Source organism: Microcystis ichthyoblabe FBCC-A1114, from assembly GCF_050500245.1.
In the GTDB taxonomy this organism is placed as follows: Bacteria; Cyanobacteriota; Cyanobacteriia; order Cyanobacteriales; family Microcystaceae; genus Microcystis; species Microcystis ichthyoblabe_A.
This window is the reverse complement of sequence record NZ_CP191408.1, coordinates 3,272,008-3,290,536: the sequence shown is the minus strand read 5'-3', so window position 1 is coordinate 3,290,536 and position 18,529 is coordinate 3,272,008. Positions and strand designations below refer to the sequence as shown.

General features: G+C 44.4%; 15 protein-coding genes and 1 tRNA gene. 14 read left to right on the top strand and 2 right to left on the bottom strand.

The window, feature by feature from the left end:
* Window positions 1-285 precede the first annotated feature (285 nt).
* The 5 genes from ACQY1Y_RS15910 to ACQY1Y_RS15890 all read left to right on the top strand — a co-directional run bounded on the left by ACQY1Y_RS15910 (window position 286) and on the right by ACQY1Y_RS15890 (window position 7,524).
* Entirely contained in the window at window positions 286-3,753 is a 3,468-nt protein-coding gene (locus ACQY1Y_RS15910) for a type ISP restriction/modification enzyme (protein ID WP_430013121.1), read from the top strand.
* 532 nt (window positions 3,754-4,285) lie between these two features.
* Complete coding sequence (locus tag ACQY1Y_RS15905) at window positions 4,286-4,522, top strand: hypothetical protein (protein WP_002737182.1); 237 nt, start codon at window positions 4,286-4,288, stop codon at window positions 4,520-4,522.
* Entirely contained in the window at window positions 4,519-4,872 is a 354-nt protein-coding gene (locus ACQY1Y_RS15900) for a type II toxin-antitoxin system PemK/MazF family toxin (RefSeq protein ID WP_002735534.1), read from the top strand. Before ACQY1Y_RS15905 ends, ACQY1Y_RS15900 begins: the two co-directional genes overlap by 4 nt.
* Before the next feature lie 661 nt (window positions 4,873-5,533).
* Window positions 5,534-7,360 carry a peptidoglycan DD-metalloendopeptidase family protein gene (locus ACQY1Y_RS15895; RefSeq protein WP_430013120.1) on the top strand — a complete coding sequence of 609 codons (1,827 nt, stop codon included), beginning with the start codon at window positions 5,534-5,536 and terminating at the stop codon, window positions 7,358-7,360.
* 90 nt (window positions 7,361-7,450) lie between these two features.
* Window positions 7,451-7,524 (top strand) — tRNA-Met (locus ACQY1Y_RS15890).
* Between the two features lie 336 nt (window positions 7,525-7,860).
* On the opposite strand, the gene ACQY1Y_RS15885 is transcribed toward ACQY1Y_RS15890, so the two are convergent.
* Together ACQY1Y_RS15885 and ACQY1Y_RS15880 are read right to left on the bottom strand one after the other, a co-directional pair.
* Window positions 7,861-8,703, bottom strand: coding sequence for a methyltransferase domain-containing protein (locus tag ACQY1Y_RS15885; RefSeq protein WP_430013119.1), 843 nt, complete (start codon window positions 8,701-8,703; stop codon window positions 7,861-7,863).
* Window positions 8,682-8,837, bottom strand: coding sequence for a DUF4277 domain-containing protein (locus ACQY1Y_RS15880; RefSeq protein WP_002742273.1), 156 nt, complete (start codon window positions 8,835-8,837; stop codon window positions 8,682-8,684). The genes ACQY1Y_RS15885 and ACQY1Y_RS15880 overlap by 22 nt, the downstream gene beginning before the upstream one ends.
* A gap of 710 nt (window positions 8,838-9,547) precedes the next feature.
* Here ACQY1Y_RS15880 and ACQY1Y_RS15875 point away from each other — a divergent pair.
* The 9 genes from ACQY1Y_RS15875 to ACQY1Y_RS15835 all read left to right on the top strand — a co-directional run bounded on the left by ACQY1Y_RS15875 (window position 9,548) and on the right by ACQY1Y_RS15835 (window position 18,428).
* Window positions 9,548-12,916, top strand: coding sequence for a tetratricopeptide repeat protein (locus ACQY1Y_RS15875; protein WP_430013118.1), 3,369 nt, complete (start codon window positions 9,548-9,550; stop codon window positions 12,914-12,916).
* A 22-nt stretch (window positions 12,917-12,938) separates the two neighbouring features.
* Window positions 12,939-13,271, top strand: coding sequence for a nucleotidyltransferase family protein (locus ACQY1Y_RS15870; RefSeq protein WP_002795251.1), 333 nt, complete (start codon window positions 12,939-12,941; stop codon window positions 13,269-13,271).
* Window positions 13,243-13,581 carry a HepT-like ribonuclease domain-containing protein gene (locus ACQY1Y_RS15865; RefSeq protein ID WP_149106453.1) on the top strand — a complete coding sequence of 113 codons (339 nt, stop codon included), beginning with the start codon at window positions 13,243-13,245 and terminating at the stop codon, window positions 13,579-13,581. The genes ACQY1Y_RS15870 and ACQY1Y_RS15865 overlap by 29 nt, the downstream gene beginning before the upstream one ends.
* A 168-nt stretch (window positions 13,582-13,749) precedes the next feature.
* Window positions 13,750-14,511 (top strand): twin-arginine translocase subunit TatC, encoded by a 762-nt coding sequence (gene tatC, locus ACQY1Y_RS15860; protein ID WP_002737652.1) that lies wholly within the window; start codon window positions 13,750-13,752, stop codon window positions 14,509-14,511.
* A 78-nt stretch (window positions 14,512-14,589) separates the two neighbouring features.
* The gene (locus ACQY1Y_RS15855; protein WP_430013117.1) at window positions 14,590-14,901 is read left to right on the top strand and encodes a hypothetical protein; all 312 of its coding nucleotides are present in this window, start codon (window positions 14,590-14,592) and stop codon (window positions 14,899-14,901) included.
* Window positions 14,902-15,368: 467 nt separating this feature from the next.
* Window positions 15,369-16,397: a chlorophyll a/b binding light-harvesting protein gene (locus tag ACQY1Y_RS15850; protein WP_103112113.1), complete on the top strand. Its 1,029-nt coding sequence runs from the start codon at window positions 15,369-15,371 to the stop codon at window positions 16,395-16,397.
* Between the two features lie 266 nt (window positions 16,398-16,663).
* Window positions 16,664-17,176 carry a flavodoxin FldA gene (fldA, locus tag ACQY1Y_RS15845; protein WP_016515946.1) on the top strand — a complete coding sequence of 171 codons (513 nt, stop codon included), beginning with the start codon at window positions 16,664-16,666 and terminating at the stop codon, window positions 17,174-17,176.
* 132 nt (window positions 17,177-17,308) lie between these two features.
* Window positions 17,309-18,052, top strand: coding sequence for an alpha/beta hydrolase (locus ACQY1Y_RS15840; RefSeq protein ID WP_430013116.1), 744 nt, complete (start codon window positions 17,309-17,311; stop codon window positions 18,050-18,052).
* A 19-nt stretch (window positions 18,053-18,071) separates the two neighbouring features.
* Complete coding sequence (locus tag ACQY1Y_RS15835; protein WP_002736022.1) at window positions 18,072-18,428, top strand: hypothetical protein; 357 nt, start codon at window positions 18,072-18,074, stop codon at window positions 18,426-18,428.
* The last annotated feature ends 101 nt before the right edge of the window (window positions 18,429-18,529 follow it).

The following is an 18,529-nucleotide window of genomic DNA, read 5'->3' as shown; positions in this document are numbered from 1 at the left end:
AACTTTCACTGTACTGTAGAAGCTCTTTCCATTCAATTAATTTCTAAGTGCGAGTAGAGAGGGCCAGTAAGCAAACGCCTGACCAGGATTAGGCTTCAGAAGCTAGTTGCGACCGATAATTAATTTTTGAGAGTTCAAAAATGGCAAAAATAAGGATTAAATGGCATAAAATATGCAAATAGACTATTTAGTTAATTATTATTCATTCTTAATTCTCCTGACTCCTGACGACCGACTCCTGACTCCTAACCCTAACAACAATTTTTGATTTTTACAACACTCCTAATGAATCCCCTCGTCAATTATTTTCGCAACCTGCAAGAAATCCACTCCTCCCAAGCAGCAGTAAAAGAAACCTCTTACTACGGCACTCTTGAAACTCTCCTCAACGAAATCGGTAAAACCCTAAAACCGCGAGTGCGCTGCATTATCAACCTCAGAAATCAGGGTGCGGGATTGCCGGACGGGGGACTTTTTAACGTCGATCAATTCCCCAAAAATCAAGAATTAGAACCTTTTACGGCGATTTTTCCCGAAAGAGGTGCGATCGAGATTAAGGGAACCAAAGAAGATATCAAAAAAATCGCCGCCAGCGAACAAGTACAAAAATACTGGCAAAAATACGGTCAAGTATTAGTCAGCAATTATCGCGATTTTCTGCTCATCGGTCGCAATAGCCAAGGTCAACCGGTAGAATTAGAAGCCTATAGTTTAGCCCCGTCAGAAGCCGAGTTTTGGCTAAAAACCTCAAATCCATCCAAATTTGCCGCCGAACACGGTGATAGCCTCTTAGAATACCTAAAGAGAGTGCTTTTACAGGCGGCTCCTATCACCTCACCGGCCGATGTTGCTTGGTTTCTTGCTTCCTATGCGCGGGACGCAAAAGCACGCTTAGAACATCATTCCGATCTTCCCGCTCTGGCCAATATTCGTCAAGCTTTAGAAAATGCCCTCGGTATCAAATTTGAACGGGAACAGGGGAATAAATTTTTTCGTTCTACCCTCGTGCAAACCCTCTTTTATGGTTTATTTTCTGCTTGGGTATTATGGCACAAGCAAAACCTCAATCGCGAGGATAAAGAGGATAAGTTCGATTGGAAATCCGCAGCCCACCATCTCCATGTTCCCATGTTAGCGATCCTATTCGAGCAGATCGCCGCACCGAGTAAGTTAAAGTCTTTGGGATTAGTAGAAGTTTTGAATTGGACCGGTGCAGCTTTAAATCGAGTGCGACGGGAGGAATTTTTTCGTCAATTCGATGAGGGACAAGCGGTACAGTATTTCTATGAACCATTTTTGCAAGCTTTTGATCCTGATTTACGCAAAGAATTGGGAGTTTGGTACACTCCTCCGGAAATTGTTCGCTATATGGTAGCGCGAGTCGATCGAGTTTTACGAGAAGAATTAAATATCGAGGACGGTTTAGCTAATCCCGATGTTTATATTCTCGATCCTTGCTGTGGAACTGGTGCTTATTTAGTCGAGGTTTTGCGCTATATTACCGATACTTTACAGGAAAATGGGGCGGGTGCTTTAGCCATGGCTTTGGTGAAAAAAGCAGCCATAGAAAGAATTTTCGGTTTCGAGATTTTAACCGCTCCTTTTGTCGTCGCTCATCTACAATTAGGTTTATTCCTGCAAAGTTTGGGTGTACCTTTAATAGAAGATAGTGAACGGGTGGGGATTTATCTGACTAATGCTTTAACCGGTTGGCAACCTCCCGATGAGGAAAGTAAACAGAAAATTCAACAGCTACAATTGAGTTTTCCAGAGTTAAATAAGGAACGAGAAGCAGCCGATGAAGTTAAGCGCGGTAAACCGATTTTAGTTATTCTCGGTAATCCTCCCTACAATGCTTTTGCTGGAACCAGTCCCGCGGAAGAAGCAGGTTTAGTGGAAGTGTATAAACAGGGTTTAATCTCCGATTGGGGGATTAAAAAGTTTAATTTGGATGAGTTATATGTGCGCTTTTTTCGTTTAGCGGAAAGATGTATTTCAGAAAATACTGGTAAAGGGGTTGTTTGTTATATTTCTAATTTTTCCTATCTCGGTGATCCTTCTTTTGTGGTGATGCGACAAAGATTTTTACAAGAATTTGATCGTCTTTGGTTTGATTGTCTCAATGGGGATAGTCGCGAAACGGGAAAGTTAACCCCTGAAGGTAATCCAGATCCTAGTGTTTTTTCTACTCAATACAATAAGGAAGGAATTCGAGTCGGGACAACTATCGGACTAATGGTAAGAAAGGAAGTAAGGAATAAAAATGTTGATGTCTATTTTCGCCATTTCTGGGGAGTTGCTAAACGAGAACAGTTATTAGATAGTTTAAATAATCAAGATTTTGATGCTTTTTATCAAGTCTCTAACCCAGAACAATCTAATCGTTATTCTTTCCGTCCCTCCGATGTTTCTTCTCACTATTTAGCATGGCCAAAGTTAACAGATTTATCTTGTCAAGATTCATCATTAATTATTCCATTACAGGGTATGGATGAAGATCGTGCAAATGCACTGATAGATTATGATCAAGATATTTTATCATTAAGAATGCAAAAGTATTTTGATAAAACAACTGACTGGGATGAATTTTTAACTTTAAAAACTGGGTTAAGTCGAGATAGTGCGTCTTTTGATGCTAAAACTGTACGAAAAAAAGCACATCAATTAGATTCGTTTAAAGAAAATAACCTGAAAAGATATAATTTCCGTCCCTATGATACAAGATGGTGTTATATTACTTTAGCCCCTAATGTTTGGAAAAGAGTAAGGCCAGATTTATATGTACAATACACATATAAAAATTTATTTTTATTAAGTCGTTCTAAAGGAGTTGCTCAACCAGAAGGAATTCCATTTCTATTTACTCAAAGTCTTTTTGCTAGGGATTGTATGAGAGGTCATGCAGTTGCATTTCCCATGTTAATTTATCCTTCTGCGAAACATGAAGCAAAAAAACAAGATAAATTATTTAATGTTGAAAGTTATACAACTGTTAAAACAAAAGCCAATCTCTCAGAAAAATCTCGTCAATACTTAAATCAACTGGGTATTAATAATCTTGATGAAAATATCGAGAATGCTTCCTTAATTTGGCTGCACGCATTAGCGATTGGGTACTCTCCCTTGTATCTTGGGGAAAATGCCGACGGTATTCGTCAAGACTTCCCACGAATTCCCCTTCCTAATAGCCAAGAATTATTAATTAAATCTGCCCAACTAGGACAAGCGATCGCCTCTCTTTTAGACACAGAAAACCCAGTTATAGGAGTCACCAAAAAACCGACCCCTGCACTGCAAAAAATCGCCTTGATTTCCTGCACTGATGGGGGAAATTTAAACCCAGATAAGGGGGATTTAATTATTAACGTCGGTTGGGGACATGGGGGTAAAAATGGTGTGACAATGCCGGGTAAAGGAAAAGCGATCGCCAGACAATATACAACCGCAGAAATGAGCGTAATTAGCCCAGAAATGCGAAAATTATTAGGAACGACCACCTATGATATTTATCTCAATGATCGAGCCTATTGGCAAAATATACCGGCCCGGGTTTGGGAATATACTATCGGGGGTTATCAAGTCATTAAAAAATGGCTAAGTTATCGCGAGGAAAAATTATTAGGACGGGGATTAACTATCGCAGAAGTGCAGGAAGTAAGCGAGATGACGAGAAGAATTACTGCGATTATTCTCCTAGAATCAGATCTAGATGATAACTACCAAAATATCAAAACAGCCGTGTATTCTTTTTAATTAAATGATTGAAACCTGTCATTTCCTAGAGTTAAGTAGGTAGTCGTTAAAAATTATCAGATTCCCCCCTTATCAAGGGGGGCAGGGGGGATCAAACCCCCCTTATCAAGGGGGGAGTAAGGGGGGATCAAACCCCCCTTATCAAGGGGGGCAGGGGGGATCAAACCCCCCTTATCAAGGGGGGCAGGGGGGATCAAACCCCCCTTATCAAGGGGGGAGTAAGGGGGGATCAAACCCCCCTTATCAAGGGGGGCAGGGGGGATCAAACCCCCCTTATCAAGGGGGGCAGGGGGGATCAAACCCCCCTTATCAAGGGGGGCAGGGGGGATCAAAACTAAAATCGATTGGTATTAGGTGAACTGGACTCAGAGCAGTTATCAAAAGTTGAAGATGTTTGGCTTTTTTGACTTGGGCTACTCTAGAACTATGAATTTCTGAAAATGCGATCGCTTAAGTTAAAATAGAGAGGTTCAGTTTCAGGGACGAAAAAGGTAAAATAAATTAAAAGCTTACAATCTTCTAACTCGCTGCTATGCCAGTCACTCGCCAAGCTCTTAAGCAAGACCTTGACCAACTAACTAATGATCAACTTCAGCAAGTTGCTGACTTCATTGCCTTTCTCAAGTTCCAAGATAAACGCCGCCGGATCATTCTCGATCCTAGTCAACTTGTTTCCCTTGCGACTGATTTCGCCGAGGAAGACCGTATCTTTGCCGAAGCTGGAATGGATGATTATGCAGTGATGCTTGCTCAGGAAGATCATCAATGACTGAACAGCTTAAACGTGGGGAAGTTTGGTTAGCAAACCTCAATCCTGCTCAAGGTTCTGAGCAGGCAGGTATTCGTCCCATCATTATTTTTCAAAATGATATTGTTTCTCAATTTTCCACAACAACCATTGCTATTCCCCTAACGACAAACCAACGCCGTGCTTTATTACCAATCTGTATGTTGATTAGACAGGGAGATGGCGGGTTATCGCAGGATTCAGTCGCACTTTGTTTTCAAATTAGAGTGTTAGATAAGACCCGTTTAATTCAGCGGTTAGGACTACTTAGGACTGAAACAATAGCTCAACTAGAAGATGTTGTGTTGATAACATTAGGATACCAACTATAAGGATAGTACGATCACCGCTCTTGTCGGGTGCAAAAACCCGCAGGTAACGCATCAATAATATCTTTGAGGCTCATCCCAATAATTTTCTCTAGCTTGGGGAATTTCTATGAAGAGCCGGTAGGCGTTAGGCTGTATTTGTTTTGACATCAACGCCCCGTATTGTTCTCGGTAAAACCCCACACCCCACACCCCACACCCCACACCCCACGAAAAACTTTTTGGGCAAACCCTAATTATTGCCCCCCCCAATAGCCATCATTGCTCCTTGCGAGCGGCGAATCATTAATAATTTCTTTAGTAAACGGCAAAACCGATAAAAATTTTCTATCAAAAAACTGGCAAAAATTGGCAGGACGAAAAATGCTGATCAGCTTGGAACATCTGAGATAGAGCATCGTCAATCTGGACATTCAAAATGTCACCAACTTGCCGTGATCCCGGTGCTAATGGTCAGAGATAGACTTGCATAATTTCAAAATCTAAGTTAATCTCACCTAAAAGTCACCTTTAGGTATTTTGACTAAAAAGTAAAGTTGCTTAACTTCTACTCTAGCCTCAAGGCTAATGCTGAAAGCTAGACCCATCGGCTTAATCCACTGGCTCTAGCTAACTCTTTACACCACAGGAGGTCTGTTTGAAAGAGACTTTTATCCACAACCCCATGACATCTGCTACCCCAGAACAGAATTGCACCGCTGAGTCTAACCGAGTCCGTTACTCAGTTGCTCTACTGGGATTAGCACTCTCTCTGGGAGTACCTAGCATTCTCAACTCCACCTCAGAATCAGCCCAGGCCGCCAATTCTGTACCCTTAGAATGGGAAGTGATTGACCTGGCCCAAAAAGCCAAAGCTGCGGGTAAAGAACTAAAAGAACCGCAAATAATCCAATCCCAAGCACTCGCCACCGTCAAATTCATCGCCACATCAGTGGTTGAGCATCAGGTAAAACCGGGAGAATCCCTGTGGAGTTTAGCCGACAGCTATCAAACCACCCCCACAGTGATCGCTGCCCGCAATAATCTCTCCCCCCAATCCGATTTGATTATCGGACAAACCTTAAAAATTCCCACTCCTGAGCAGTTGCCCCCGGCAGCCCCGGCAGCAACTCCTGAGCAGTTGGATAGTTCCTCTGCTAGTCTCCGTCAAACCCGTCAACGTCTCCAAGAAAGTTTGGCCGCCTTGCGAACCGAGGAAAACCCCCATCAGTCCAATTCCGGGGAAACGGTAATCGTCACCGAAACTACCGCTCTCGTTCCCGATAATTCGCCAACTAGCGTCGAGATTCCCGTTATTGCTCCCGAAGAATCCCCCCGACCAACCAGCCAGGTGATCCCGATTCCCGTTCCCACCCCTGAAAGCGATCGCCCGATAGCCACAATTCCCCTTAATCCTCCCTTAACCAGCAGACCGGAAATTCCTAGCGTTGCCCTACGAAATCCGGCTCCTGTGACTGAAATTCCCGCCGTTCCCAATCCTCGGGTCATAGTTCCCCCAGAAAACCAAGTTTATCGGGTTCGGCCAGGAGATACCTTAAACACGATCGCTCGCGCTCTCGGCATCACCCCCGCCGAATTAGCTAGGGAAAACGGCATTGACAACCCCAACCGGATTAAAGTTAATCAAACCCTAGTGGTTCCCGATCGCTCTGCCAACGCTAGAGTTAATCAAAATCTTACCCCCTTGGTTGGCGATCGCCCTAGGTTGTCCTTTAACCCCAGCAATCGACAAAATCCGCCCGCGGAAACTGCCACCACGGGGACGGAAGAATTCCCCGAAAATATCACCGGCAGCTATCGGGAAAGATTGCGCCAAGAGGTGGCTAATCTGCGGGAAACTAACCTTTCGGAAACCCAGAAAAGTATCGCTATTCCCGTCGATAATCCCGCAGAAACCCTCGATGAGCCGCAAATAACCCCTAATCCCCAATGGACTGCCATTCGTTCGCGTTCCAACCAAAGCACCCCCCCACAGATTATCGGTTCGGCTCCTACCAATGTGGAAGAATATAATGACCGCCTCCGAATTCCCGTCGGCGAAACCGTAGAACCTTCCCTTCCTCCCCTCACTAATCCCGATGAGCATTTACCTAACCCCGCCCCGATTTTTACCGGCTTTATTTGGCCCACTAGAGGTGTGTTAACCTCTGGTTTCGGTTGGCGCTGGGGCAGACCTCATCGCGGCATCGATATCGCCGGTCCAGTGGGGACTCCGATTGTGGCGGCAGCAGCCGGTGAAGTAATCTCCTCCGGCTGGAATTCTGGCGGTTATGGCAATCTGGTGAAACTTCGTCACCCCGATGGTAGCACCACTCTCTATGCCCATAACAGCCGTCTGCTGGTGCGTCGCGGCCAAACTGTTCAGCAAGGCGAGCCGATCGCCCAGATGGGCAGCAGTGGCTTTAGCACCGGCCCCCACCTACATTTCGAGGTTCACCCCTCCGGCCGGGGAGCAGTTAATCCTATGGCTTTCCTGCCAGGCAGACGTTAAAGATGCCCCAAAGGGAAGAAAAAATCTTCCCTTTTTTGCTCTTGTGCAATTGGGTGATTATGTGTTATGATTAATAACTGTGTAAACAACGGCTTAGTAGCTCAGTTGGTCAGAGCAGGGGACTCATAAGCCCAAGGTCGGCAGTTCAAATCTGCCCTGAGCCATTTTAGGAAAACCTAAGTGTAGAATTTTAGAAATACAGAATCTTGCTTGAAGATTATCTCGTTCCCCAGTTCTACCTGATCACTGCCCCCCACCAAAGCCTTTTTTTTGATTTCTGGAAATTCGCACCCATAAGTATGGGAAAGGGCTTGACTTAGGCGGCGGTTTGCGTTATGCTTTTTTTATAATGGGAATCTGTGCCAATTTAGATAATTGTCAGTATTTCCATTATGAATAAAATCTTTTAGAAATATTATCTCAAAATCTCCCCAGAAAAGCAAGCAAAATTTTGCCAATAATTGTTAAGTTTTGTTAAAAAGAAATGGAGAGATCAGCCTTTATTTTTTCCCTTGCAGTAAGCCAAAACGAATTAAACCCGACTCGTAACCGCGCCGCATTAACCCTAAAGATAAAGCCCCTTGGATAGTAGTGTAACCGCTGGCTAACAAACCTGCGATCGCATCTGGGGTTAGGGCCGAATCAATCACCACATCCCAAAAAGCGGCCACCGATAGAGACCAATCATCGGTTTTTAGGTCTTTAAAGCCAATGTCACGGGCAATATCGGCGTATTCTGGCAAAGAAATCACATAGGGCAGACAATAAACCTGATAAATCTCGTTTAATAGTTTAATCTCTCCTTCCGTTAAATTACCGGCCAGGGAAGTGGTGGGACGATGACACCAAGTAGCCATCAAAAAAGTCCCCCCGGGCTGCAAAACCCGATAACATTCCCGCAGAAATTGCCTTTTATCGGGCATATGTTCGCCACTTTCCAAAGACCAGACCAGATCAAAATTATTCTCAGGAAAGGGGGTTTTTAGGGCATCAGCCACGCAAAAACTCACTTGTTCTTCTAAATTGAACTCTTGCGCTCTTTGGCTGGCTCTAGCGGCTTGTACCGGGGATAAGGTAATCCCCACTCCTTGGCTGTGAAATTTTTCGGCCAGATAAAGACTACTGCCACCAATACCACAACCGACATCGAGAATCTGATTAGCGCCGGTGACACCACCCCAAGTTAATAATTCTTCTATTAAATCAATTTGTGCCTGACGGCGATCGAGTTTAATCTTGCCGCCGCGACCGTAGTAACCATGGTGCATATGTTCGCCCCAAATCCTTTCCCATAGTCCACTAGAGGAATCATAAAAATCGGCTATTCGTTGATAAAGTTCCATGGTGATTTCCTAAGTGAGTGGGTGGTGTCTTTTTCTCCAAGTTGTTGATTCATATAGTCCACAATACCTAGCTCATCAATGATAGCGGCGATGATGCCTAAATGGTCGGGATTTTTAACGGTTAGTTGAGTCATTGTCAGGTGAGTGACTGGTTGATTTGATTGTAGCTATTCCGTCGCTATTTCTGAGTTTATTTTTTACCTCCTCTTAACCAGTACGGAATATGGGTTACAAAGGTGAGATGCTCTCCTCTAAGGCGCTCTAAGGCTGACTCACTGACATTTTAAAAGGGTTGTTTGGCATTTTTTCGCTGCGTCTTACTTTTAGCGGATCTCCCAGGTTTGGTGGGTAAAATGTATTCTAAGATACATTCCTCCTAGCGAGGGGGTGGAACGAACCACAAAGACACAAAGGACACAAAGATCGATCGATCATATTGATTGTAAGTTAAACTTATCACACAGAACCTAGAAGAGCCTGAAAACTCACATCTGATAACAAGGGACGAATCTAAAACCTAATTGGTTAAGTTAAAAGCTTTGATGTGCTTAGTTTCTATCTTCCTAGAATCCCGGAAAACTCCTGTTATTTTAGCTTGTTGTCAGGAATTTAGTTAAACAAGGTTTTTGGCAATATGCTAATCTGGCTAACAAGCTTTTGGGCGTGATATGGGGAAAACTTCTTGTGATCACGCCTAAATAGAGTATTATGCAGAAAGTTGACCCATAATATGTAGTTAGGCCAAAAAATATTCGCCCCTTAAGATTGATGCAAGACCTGTAGGGGCTGTGGTTGCATAAGATCGAAGTTTGGTTTTTAGTGCTTTTTTAGAGGGAAAAACTAGATGGAATGGCTAGTGCTATGGGGAGCAAAACAGTTAGCAGGATTCGCCTTTGGAGCAGTGCTTGAAAACCTGGGAACGGTCTTGGGGGATCTGACAAAAGGAGCGGGAGAAGACTTTGTCAAAGATTTTTTCAAGGATTCTCTCAAGTCTGGTATTAGGCGATTCCAGAAGGATGCACTTGCTGTAGTAATGGGAAAAGCGATCGCTCAGTTTCTCTACCTAGTGCAACAAGAATTAGAAGCATCCGGTATGAGAAAAGCAGACCTGCAAAAGTACAATCCTGCTTTGCAAAAATTTATTCGCCATAAAGCGGTCAAATCCTGGTTGTCAAAGGCATTTGAGCCGGGATGTCAAGCACTGGATGGCACAAGCTTGAAAGCAGCCTGGTCTGAGATGCAATTGCCAGATCTTCCCGAAGAGTTTAGCTGGGGGAAAATTGGACGGGTTTATTTAAACCGCGTTGAGGACATGATTGGTGAGTCTCAGGAGTTAAAGGAGTTATTTGCCACTAAGCAACTGGTTGACATAAATCAGACGACGCAGCAGTTAGCTGGTGTGGTGCCAGATTTCGATCTGGAGCGCTATTGCGAAAGTCTGCGCGAAACCTATGATCGATTGAAACTGAATGCCGTTGATATCACCTATAGCCAATACAAAGTCAGATTGTGGAGTATTTTTGTACCACAGAATGTGCGGGAAGCATTACCGCCATCAAGGTATGAATTCCCCAAAAGATCACAGCAAAAGCCTGAGAATGTTTCCCCTGACGAATGGGAGCAGTACAGGCAATTATTTCTGGAAAAACCTGTGCATCCAGTGCTGGAGATTTTGCGCGATCCCGATTGTCCCTACGCGGTGATTCTGGGTGATCCGGGAGCAGGAAAATCCTCGTTGTTGCAGTATCTGGCCTTGGATTGGGCAGAAAACCCGACGGCTCAAATTCCATTACTGATTGAGTTGCGCCAGTATGTGACGGATGAAAATAAGCCCAAGGATTTTCTGGAGTTTTTTCATCAGGGTAAGCGCAAAATTTGCGAGTTGAATCAATTGCAGTTACATGAGCAGTTGGAATTGGGCAATGCGCTGGTGATGTTTGACGGTCTGGATGAGATTTTCGATGCTCATATTCGCGATGGGGTAATTACAGAGATTATTGCCTTTACCAACAAATATAAGCGTGCGCGTGTGATTGTCACCTCGCGGATTATTGGCTACAACTCAGGAAGGCTGGAAAATGCGGAGTTTCGACATTTCACCCTAGAAGATTTGAATGATTCGCAGATTCGGGATTTTGTGCAGAAATGGCATCGGTTAGCCTTGGTGGATGAGACTGACCACGAGCGCTCAGAGATCCGCAAACGACTACAAACAGCGATTAAAGACTCGACCGCCATTCGAGAACTGGCAGGAAACCCCTTATTGTTGACGATGATGGCGATTCTCAACCGCAAGCAAGAGCTACCCCGCAAGCGAGCAGACCTGTATGAGGAATCCTCCAAGGTATTGCTGCACCACTGGGACATTGACTACAAGAAAATGCAGTTGACTCTAGATGATGTCGATTTGCGGGCTAAACAAGCTATGCTGCGCCGCGTTGCCTTTTATATGCAGTCTAGCCAAGAGGGTTTAAAAGGAAATCTTATCCATCGCGATGCACTGGATGCAGAATTGACTGCTTATCTGAGGTCGCGGGAGATACCCAATCCGTTGAAGGTTGCGGGAAAACTGATTGACCAATTACGTCAACGAGATTTTATTATTTGTCATGTTGGCAATGACTATTTCGGTTTTGTTCATCGCACCTTTCTGGAATATTTTTGTGCAACCGAATTTGCCGATCGCTTTAGCAAGCGAGGAACTGAAGGGGGATTAACCCTAGAACAACTACAAAGAGAAGTATTTGAGAGCCACTGGCAGGACAAATCCTGGCACGAGGTATTGCGATTGATTATTGGCAATGAAAAAATTGACGCGGAGTTTGCTGGAGCGATCGTTTCCTATTTGATTGATATTCAAACAGATAACGACAGTGTTTCCCTTCTCCTGCTCGCAGCCGATTGCTACGCCGAGATCAGTGGCAAAACCAAGATTCCCTCTGTTTCCGAACAACTGCTGCACAAGCTCAAAACAGCAGTCGAAGAGGATAAAGAGCCTCAACCAATCACCCAAAAAACGATCACGCTCTGGAACGACAGTGCCGAGGTGAAAGCTTGGCTGGAAGAACGGGCACTGAATCATAAAAACAGCAGCGTTAGAAGGGCAATTGCTCAGGGTATTGCAGCGGTTGAACTTTCCGATCTTACCAGTTTAAAGATTTTAGTTAACAATTTGGGCGATCTCTACTACTGGCAAAATCGCTACGAAGAGGCGATCGCAGTCTATCTGAAGCTGAATACTAGCACTACCTTGTTTTCTCAATTTAATTTATTGATTGCTTACACAATCCTCAAGCGGTATGATGAGGCGATCGCCTGTGGCCAGCAGTGGATTGAGAAAGAACCGAAGACTCATTGGGCATACAATGCCCTGGGGAATGCCTATCGAGAAGCGGGGCGCTACGATGAAGCCATTGCTGCCTGTAACCGTGCGATCGAGCTTGCAGGAAACTCGCTGGTGGCGATCTCTCACCTGCAAAGATTGGGCCGGACCTATCACGATAGGGGGCAATACGAATCAGCCATTGCGACCTACAAACGGGCGATCGCTATTGATTCTAAATCCCAATTCAACAGTATCACCCATAATAATTTAGGCATGGTACACCACGATCTTGGGCGTTATCAAGAGGCAATGGCAGCTTATCAACAAGCGATGGTGATCGATGCTACCAATGGAAGACCGCATAATGATCTGGGATGCCTGTATCGTGAATTAGAGCAGTGGGAGGATGCAATCACATCCTTTCAGACGGTGATCGAACTTAATCCGAGATATTCACTGCCATACAGGAATCTTGGTATTCTTTTTTTATTACAAGGAGATCTCGATCGTGCCGAGCCAAACTTCACTACTGCCCTCCAAATCAACCCCTACTACGGCAACGGAATTTTAAGTATGGGGTTACTCCAGGCAATGCGCGGAGATTTGACTGCCGCCAGAGCCACCTGGGAGCAAGGTTTGCAGCTTTACGGAGAATATGGTCAATTTGAGCGGCTCTATCGTACTCTTTATACGGTTGCTCTCGGTCAAGCAGAACCAGGCATTGCCAATCTCCGGCGCATCCTCAAACAAGAAAAACCGCCCAGTGGCTTGTTGCGCCCAGTCCTTGAAATTGCGCGACTTTTGCAGCGCTGTCCAGAACCAATTGATCGTATTTCACAAGTGGTTGTTATGCTGGAATCGGGCATCCAACCCCGGTCTTCAAGCTGAAACCCAAGGAGGAGAACTGAAGATGTCTAGCGTTGCCATCGATCTGCCGACAGAAAAAATTGCTGATTTCTGCCAACGCTGGCAAGTGATGGAATTTGCCCTTTTCGGCTCTGTCCTGCGCGATGACTTTCGCCCCGACAGCGATATTGATATTATGGTGCAGTTTCACCCAGAGGCACACCCCACCTTCAGCAGCCTCGATCAGATGGAAGCAGAATTAAAAACTATGTTTGACCGAGACATTGATCTGATTACCCGTCAAGGTATTGAAACTAGCCGTAACTATTTACGTCGCCACGAAATTCTTTCCTCTGCCCAGGTGATTTATGCAACGGGATCTTCAATTCCTGCTTGATATACTGCAATCCGCAGAACTGATCATAACCTACACGGCTCAATGCTCAAAAGCTGAGTTCGTTGCCAATGTGCAGCTTCAAGATTCAGTCATTCGACGGCTATTGGTGATTGCCGAAGCAGCCAGACGAGTTTCCGAAACAACCCGCCAGACCTTTCCCAACATTGCTTGGCAAGAAATCAATGGAATGAGAAATCGGTTAGTACATGAATATGATGATGTCAACCTCAATATTGTATGGGATGTGGTTCAGGCTGAAATCCCGTCACTGATTGAAGACTTGCAGTTACAGATTCCACCTGAACCCTGAGAATAGTGCGATCGCTATCAGGGAGAATTTTCCACTTAATTCAAACTCGATTGGCAACCTGTCACCGAGCAAACCCGACGATGTTGGAATGATTCTGATAGCTGACGGCTAATAGCTAAGGGTTATCAATGCTAGGATAAAGGCTTGAGTAGAGAACGATCGAAAGCCATGTCATCGACAGAAGTAAAAACCCCACCCCCAGACAGTACCGAATTCCTCGATGAGTTACCCGGAGAAGTGGAAATGTCCTTATTTGACCACTTGGAGGAGTTGCGGCGCCGGATTTTTTATAGTTTAATTGCCGTGGCTGTGGGTGCGGTGGGATGTTTTATCTTCGTTAAACCCCTAGTACAAGTGCTGGAAGTTCCCGCCCAAGGGGTAAAATTTTTGCAGTTGGCCCCGGGAGAATTTTTTTTCGTCTCCCTAAAAGTAGCTGGATATAGCGGCATACTGGTGGCTAGTCCCGTCATTCTCTTGCAAATTATCCTCTTTGTGCTGCCGGGGTTAACCCGTCGCGAACGGCGTTTAATTGTCCCGGTAGTGTTAGGTTCGAGTGTTTTATTTTTTGCTGGTTTATTTTTTGCCTATATTGCCCTGATTCCCGCCGCTTTAAACTTTTTTGTCAGTTATGGGGCGGAAGTGGTTGAACAAGCTTGGTCGATCGAGCGCTATTTTGAATTTGTCTTACTTTTGCTGTTTAGTACTGGCATCGCCTTTCAAATTCCCGTTATTCAATTGATTTTGAGCTTTTTGGGCATTATTTCCTCGCAAACGATGTTATCGGGTTGGCGTTTCGTGGTTTTAGGTGCGGTGATTTTAGGCGCGATTTTAACCCCTTCCACAGATCCTCTCACCCAATCCCTGTTAGCAGGGGCGGTCTTGGGTCTATACTTTGGGGGCATTGGGGTGGTGAAATTAACGGGACGTTAGCAGTTTTTTGATAAAATTTGACGGCTGAAAACCAATTAAGCCAGAAAGCTAGAGATTGATTCTAGATTGAGTAACAAAGTGAAATATTTTTTCTTAACGGCAGGTTGGACAATAGGACGGGTGTGGGAATTTGGTGGTTTGTGGGACAATGCGAGTAGTTGGCGACGACCACCACAGATAGAGCGATTAAATATCGGTATTTTAGAGGGAGAACCGGTTTTATGGCTTTATAAGGTGGAAGAAGCTGTGATTATGGTGGAAGTTGCCCCCAAGAGTGCAGAAATTGCCGATGCTGTCCCCACTATCGGGCAAGTGGTGCTAAAACGCTTGATTAGTGCCGAACAAGTCCTCGAAATCCTGCAAAATGCCGAAGAACTGCTGAGGAAGTAATTAGGGTTTGCTGAATAATGGTAAAACCCTTTTTAGATAAGGCTTTTGACCTGTTAAAATCCGATGTTCATGCTGCGAAAATGGGATTGGAACCTTCAAAAACCTTGCATTATCCTTCTTGCAGTACATAAACTGGTACAAGAAAAGGGGGCAACAAAGCCTGAAACTCCTGCCTCACAGCCTCGGATCATTCTGCCTGACCCTATTCTAGGCCTTTTTTAGAAAAAATTAATTAATAATTATTCTCAATTATTTGAGAAGATTACTCTAGCTGCGATCCAAGATTCATGCTGAAAAGCCTTGATTTTCAAAGGCTAAACCGGCTAAAAATACTAATGTATCAAAGGATACCGAGCAACTGTAACAATTCTTAACTTGACTTTATTGAGAATTATTCTAGACTAAGACTTAAAGCTTATTGCATATTATTATCAATAAGCTTGGTTCTATTTTCGTTAAAAGATGCCATGCAGACCTACGACAATCCTCAGATCAAGTACGACTGGTGGGCAGGAAATGCCCGTTTTGCCGATAAATCAGGCTTATTTATCGTTGCCCACGTTGCCCAAGCTGCTTTAATCGCTTTTTGGGCAGGAGCCTTCACCTTATTTGAAATTTCCCAGTATCGCCCCGATATAGCCATGGCAGAACAGGGCTTAATTTTACTGCCGCACCTGGCCACTTTAGGCTTTGGAGTCGGAGAAAAGGGGCAAATCATCGATATCTATCCCTTTTTCGTGATTGGCTCAATTCATCTGATTTCTTCGGCAGTTTTGGGAGCAGGAGCCTTATTTCACCTGTTAAGAGTCCCAGAAACCCTGAAAGATTCCTCTGGTCTGGGGAAAAAATTCCATTTCGATTGGAGTGAACCCCGACAATTAGGAGTTATTCTCGGTCATCACCTGCTCTTTTTAGGTATAGCTGCATTATTATTAGTGGCCAAAGCTATGTACTGGGGGGGATTATACGACGCAACTATCGGCGCTGTCCGAGTCGTTAGTGAACCAACCCTCGATCCTTGGGTTATCTATGGCTATCAAACCCACTTCGCTACTGTGGACAATCTCGAAGATTTAGTCGGTGGTCATATCTACGTCGGTTTAATGTTAATTGGGGGCGGTATCTGGCATATTATCGTTCCCCCGCTCAAATGGGCGAGAAATGTGCTGATTTTCTCTGGAGAAGCCATTTTATCCTATTCTTTGGGCGGAATTGCCCTAGCTGGTTTCGTGGCCGCCTATTTCTGTGGGGTAAATACCCTCGCTTATCCAGTCGAATTTTACGGGCCAATTTTAGAAGTGAAGTTAGGAATTGCTCCCTACTTTGCCGACACGGTGAAATTGCCCTTTGGAGTACATACGGCGCGCTGTTGGTTGGCTAATGCCCACTTTTTCCTCGCTTTCTTCTTTTTACAAGGTCATCTCTGGCACGCTTTACGCGCGATGGGTTTTGACTTTAAACGAGTAGAAAAAGCCTTAAATGCGATAGAAGCCTAGTTTTTTCAAGGAAGATTAGGATAAATTATCGATTTTCCTAATTTTCCCCGCTGATCAATCTTTCTAACTGTCCCTTATGCCTTACTGTACCTGTTGTAACACCAAATTGCTGCATCACATTGGACGCTCTCGCTCTTATTGGTACTGTAGTTCTTGCCGGCAGGAAATGCCAGTTTCAGAGGCCGAAAACTGTAATCAGGGGCTTTATTCCCTATCAAGGAGAATTAAGAGTTAAACTCACTTATTTCGCAACAAGGACAAATTTTATGGCAAAAATTGGCTTATTTTTTGGCACGCAAACCGGCAAAACCGAAACGGTAGCGGAAATGATTCAGAAAGAATTTGGAGGTGAGGCAATTGTAGAATTACACGATATCTCCTCCGCTTCTACCGAGGATTTTGCCCCCTACGATGCCCTGATTATCGGTTGTCCCACCTGGAATATCGGCGAATTACAAAGCGATTGGGCGGGTTTTTACGATGAATTGGATGACATTGATTTCGTCTCCAAAAAGGTCGCTTATTTCGGGATGGGGGATCAAATCAGTTATGCGGATAACTTTCAAGATGCTCTGGGGATACTGGAAGAAAAAATCGCCTCCCTGGGGGGTAAAACCGTCGGTTACTGGCCGACAGAAGGTTACGATTTTAACGAGTCGAAAGCCCTAAAAAATGGCAAATTTGTCGGTTTAGCCCTCGATGAAGACAACCAATCCGATTTAACTGAACAACGGATCAAAACCTGGGTCGCGGGACTTAAGGGCGAATTTGGCGTTTAGTTAGCTATCAATCAGTTATCAGTTATCAGTTACCAGTGAATAGTATTAAGTGGCTAGTTCGCAGCTTTCTTTTCACCGATTACTGATTACTGTTTACTGATCGCTAAAAAATCCCCTATATCCTTGATTATTATGTCTCGATTACCTGATGCAGTTTGGATTAATGTTAACCCCAGTTTTCGCCGTTTTGATCGCCCGGTGTTGGATTGTTTAGCCAGGGAAATTGCGATCGCTGATTGGCAATACTGTCAATCTCTTGATCAGCCAGCTTCTCTTGATATTGCCTTAGTATTAATACAAGATTACCTGAAACAATGCGATCGACCGCTGCATTTAGTCGGCCACGGCACGGGGGGATTAGTAGGATTACTGTATGCGCGTCGTTATCCAGAAAGGGTAAAATCCTTAACTTTGCTCTCTGTGGGAGTCTATCCGGCGATCGATTGGCAAGCTCATTATTATGTGCTATCAAAATTACTGCCTTGTTCCCGTCAAACTTTGCTGAATCAATCGGTTCAGAATCTTTTTGGTCATCAATCCTGCGCTTTAACCCAAGAATATCGCTATCTCTTGGAAGAGGATTTATTATTGTCCCTTTCTCCCCATAATCTCTATCAGAATGCCCATTTCCCCCCGGGGACAGTTCCCGTACCCCTGTTAGTCTGTGGGGGAGATATCGATACGGTAATTGATCAGCATTTATTGCAAGGATGGCAACCCTGGTTAAAGTCAGGCGATCGCATTTGGAGTTGTCACAAAGGGCGTTATTTTTTCCACTATTCCCACCCCTACAGCGTCAGTCAAGAGATTTTTAGTTTTTGGCGATCTCTAGTTCCACAGGAATTTCTTTCTGAGCAAACTGTAATTATTCCTTAATTGACAAAAATCGAGATTTATGTTAAGGCTAATACCGCTCTTTTGTCCGATCGCAATCTGGATAACGCTGCTGTTCTTTTTTACTGCTCTTTTTCTTGCTGTTGCCCAAGGGCGCCGGCAGTTGCAAAAGCTGCATCGAATTCCCTGTAGTCGCTGTGTTTTTTGTACCGGAGATTATCGCTTGAAATGTGCGGTGCATCCAATGCGTGCCTTTTCGGAAGAGGCGATCGATTGTCGGGATTTTGAGCGAGAAATTCAGGAAAATCAGAAAATGGGTTTCTTGAAGAAACCTGTTTTCTCAGTTTCTTTTCTCGTCATCATAACCTGGATTCTGGCTGTTAAGTTGAGAATATCGTCGATAATACCTGCTTTTTAAAGTAGGGAGACTTCCAGTTTGAGCGGTAAGCTATCAGCGTTGAGCTTGCCGCTAGAGGATTTGAGCGCATTTTTCTCTCAGACATCAGCCCTCCTCTGCTA

Bases quoted from the DNA above. Each gene is read 5' to 3' on its own strand.
- ACQY1Y_RS15900 (WP_002735534.1), top strand. From the start codon at position 4,519: ATGACTGAACAGCTTAAACGTGGGGAAGTTTGGTTAGCAAACCTCAAT.
- ACQY1Y_RS15835 (WP_002736022.1), top strand. From the start codon at position 18,072: ATGTTAAGGCTAATACCGCTCTTTTGTCCGATCGCAATCTGGATAACG.
- ACQY1Y_RS15880 (WP_002742273.1), bottom strand. From the start codon at position 8,837: ATGACTCAACTAACCGTTAAAAATCCCGACCATTTAGGCATCATCGCC.
- ACQY1Y_RS15875 (WP_430013118.1), top strand. From the start codon at position 9,548: ATGGAATGGCTAGTGCTATGGGGAGCAAAACAGTTAGCAGGATTCGCC.
- ACQY1Y_RS15865 (WP_149106453.1), top strand. From the start codon at position 13,243: ATGCAACGGGATCTTCAATTCCTGCTTGATATACTGCAATCCGCAGAA.
- ACQY1Y_RS15895 (WP_430013120.1), top strand. From the start codon at position 5,534: ATGACATCTGCTACCCCAGAACAGAATTGCACCGCTGAGTCTAACCGA.
- ACQY1Y_RS15850 (WP_103112113.1), top strand. From the start codon at position 15,369: ATGCAGACCTACGACAATCCTCAGATCAAGTACGACTGGTGGGCAGGA.
- ACQY1Y_RS15870 (WP_002795251.1), top strand. From the start codon at position 12,939: ATGTCTAGCGTTGCCATCGATCTGCCGACAGAAAAAATTGCTGATTTC.
- ACQY1Y_RS15910 (WP_430013121.1), top strand. From the start codon at position 286: ATGAATCCCCTCGTCAATTATTTTCGCAACCTGCAAGAAATCCACTCC.
- fldA (WP_016515946.1), top strand. From the start codon at position 16,664: ATGGCAAAAATTGGCTTATTTTTTGGCACGCAAACCGGCAAAACCGAA.
- tatC (WP_002737652.1), top strand. From the start codon at position 13,750: ATGTCATCGACAGAAGTAAAAACCCCACCCCCAGACAGTACCGAATTC.
- ACQY1Y_RS15840 (WP_430013116.1), top strand. From the start codon at position 17,309: ATGTCTCGATTACCTGATGCAGTTTGGATTAATGTTAACCCCAGTTTT.
- ACQY1Y_RS15885 (WP_430013119.1), bottom strand. From the start codon at position 8,703: ATGGAACTTTATCAACGAATAGCCGATTTTTATGATTCCTCTAGTGGA.
- ACQY1Y_RS15905 (WP_002737182.1), top strand. From the start codon at position 4,286: ATGCCAGTCACTCGCCAAGCTCTTAAGCAAGACCTTGACCAACTAACT.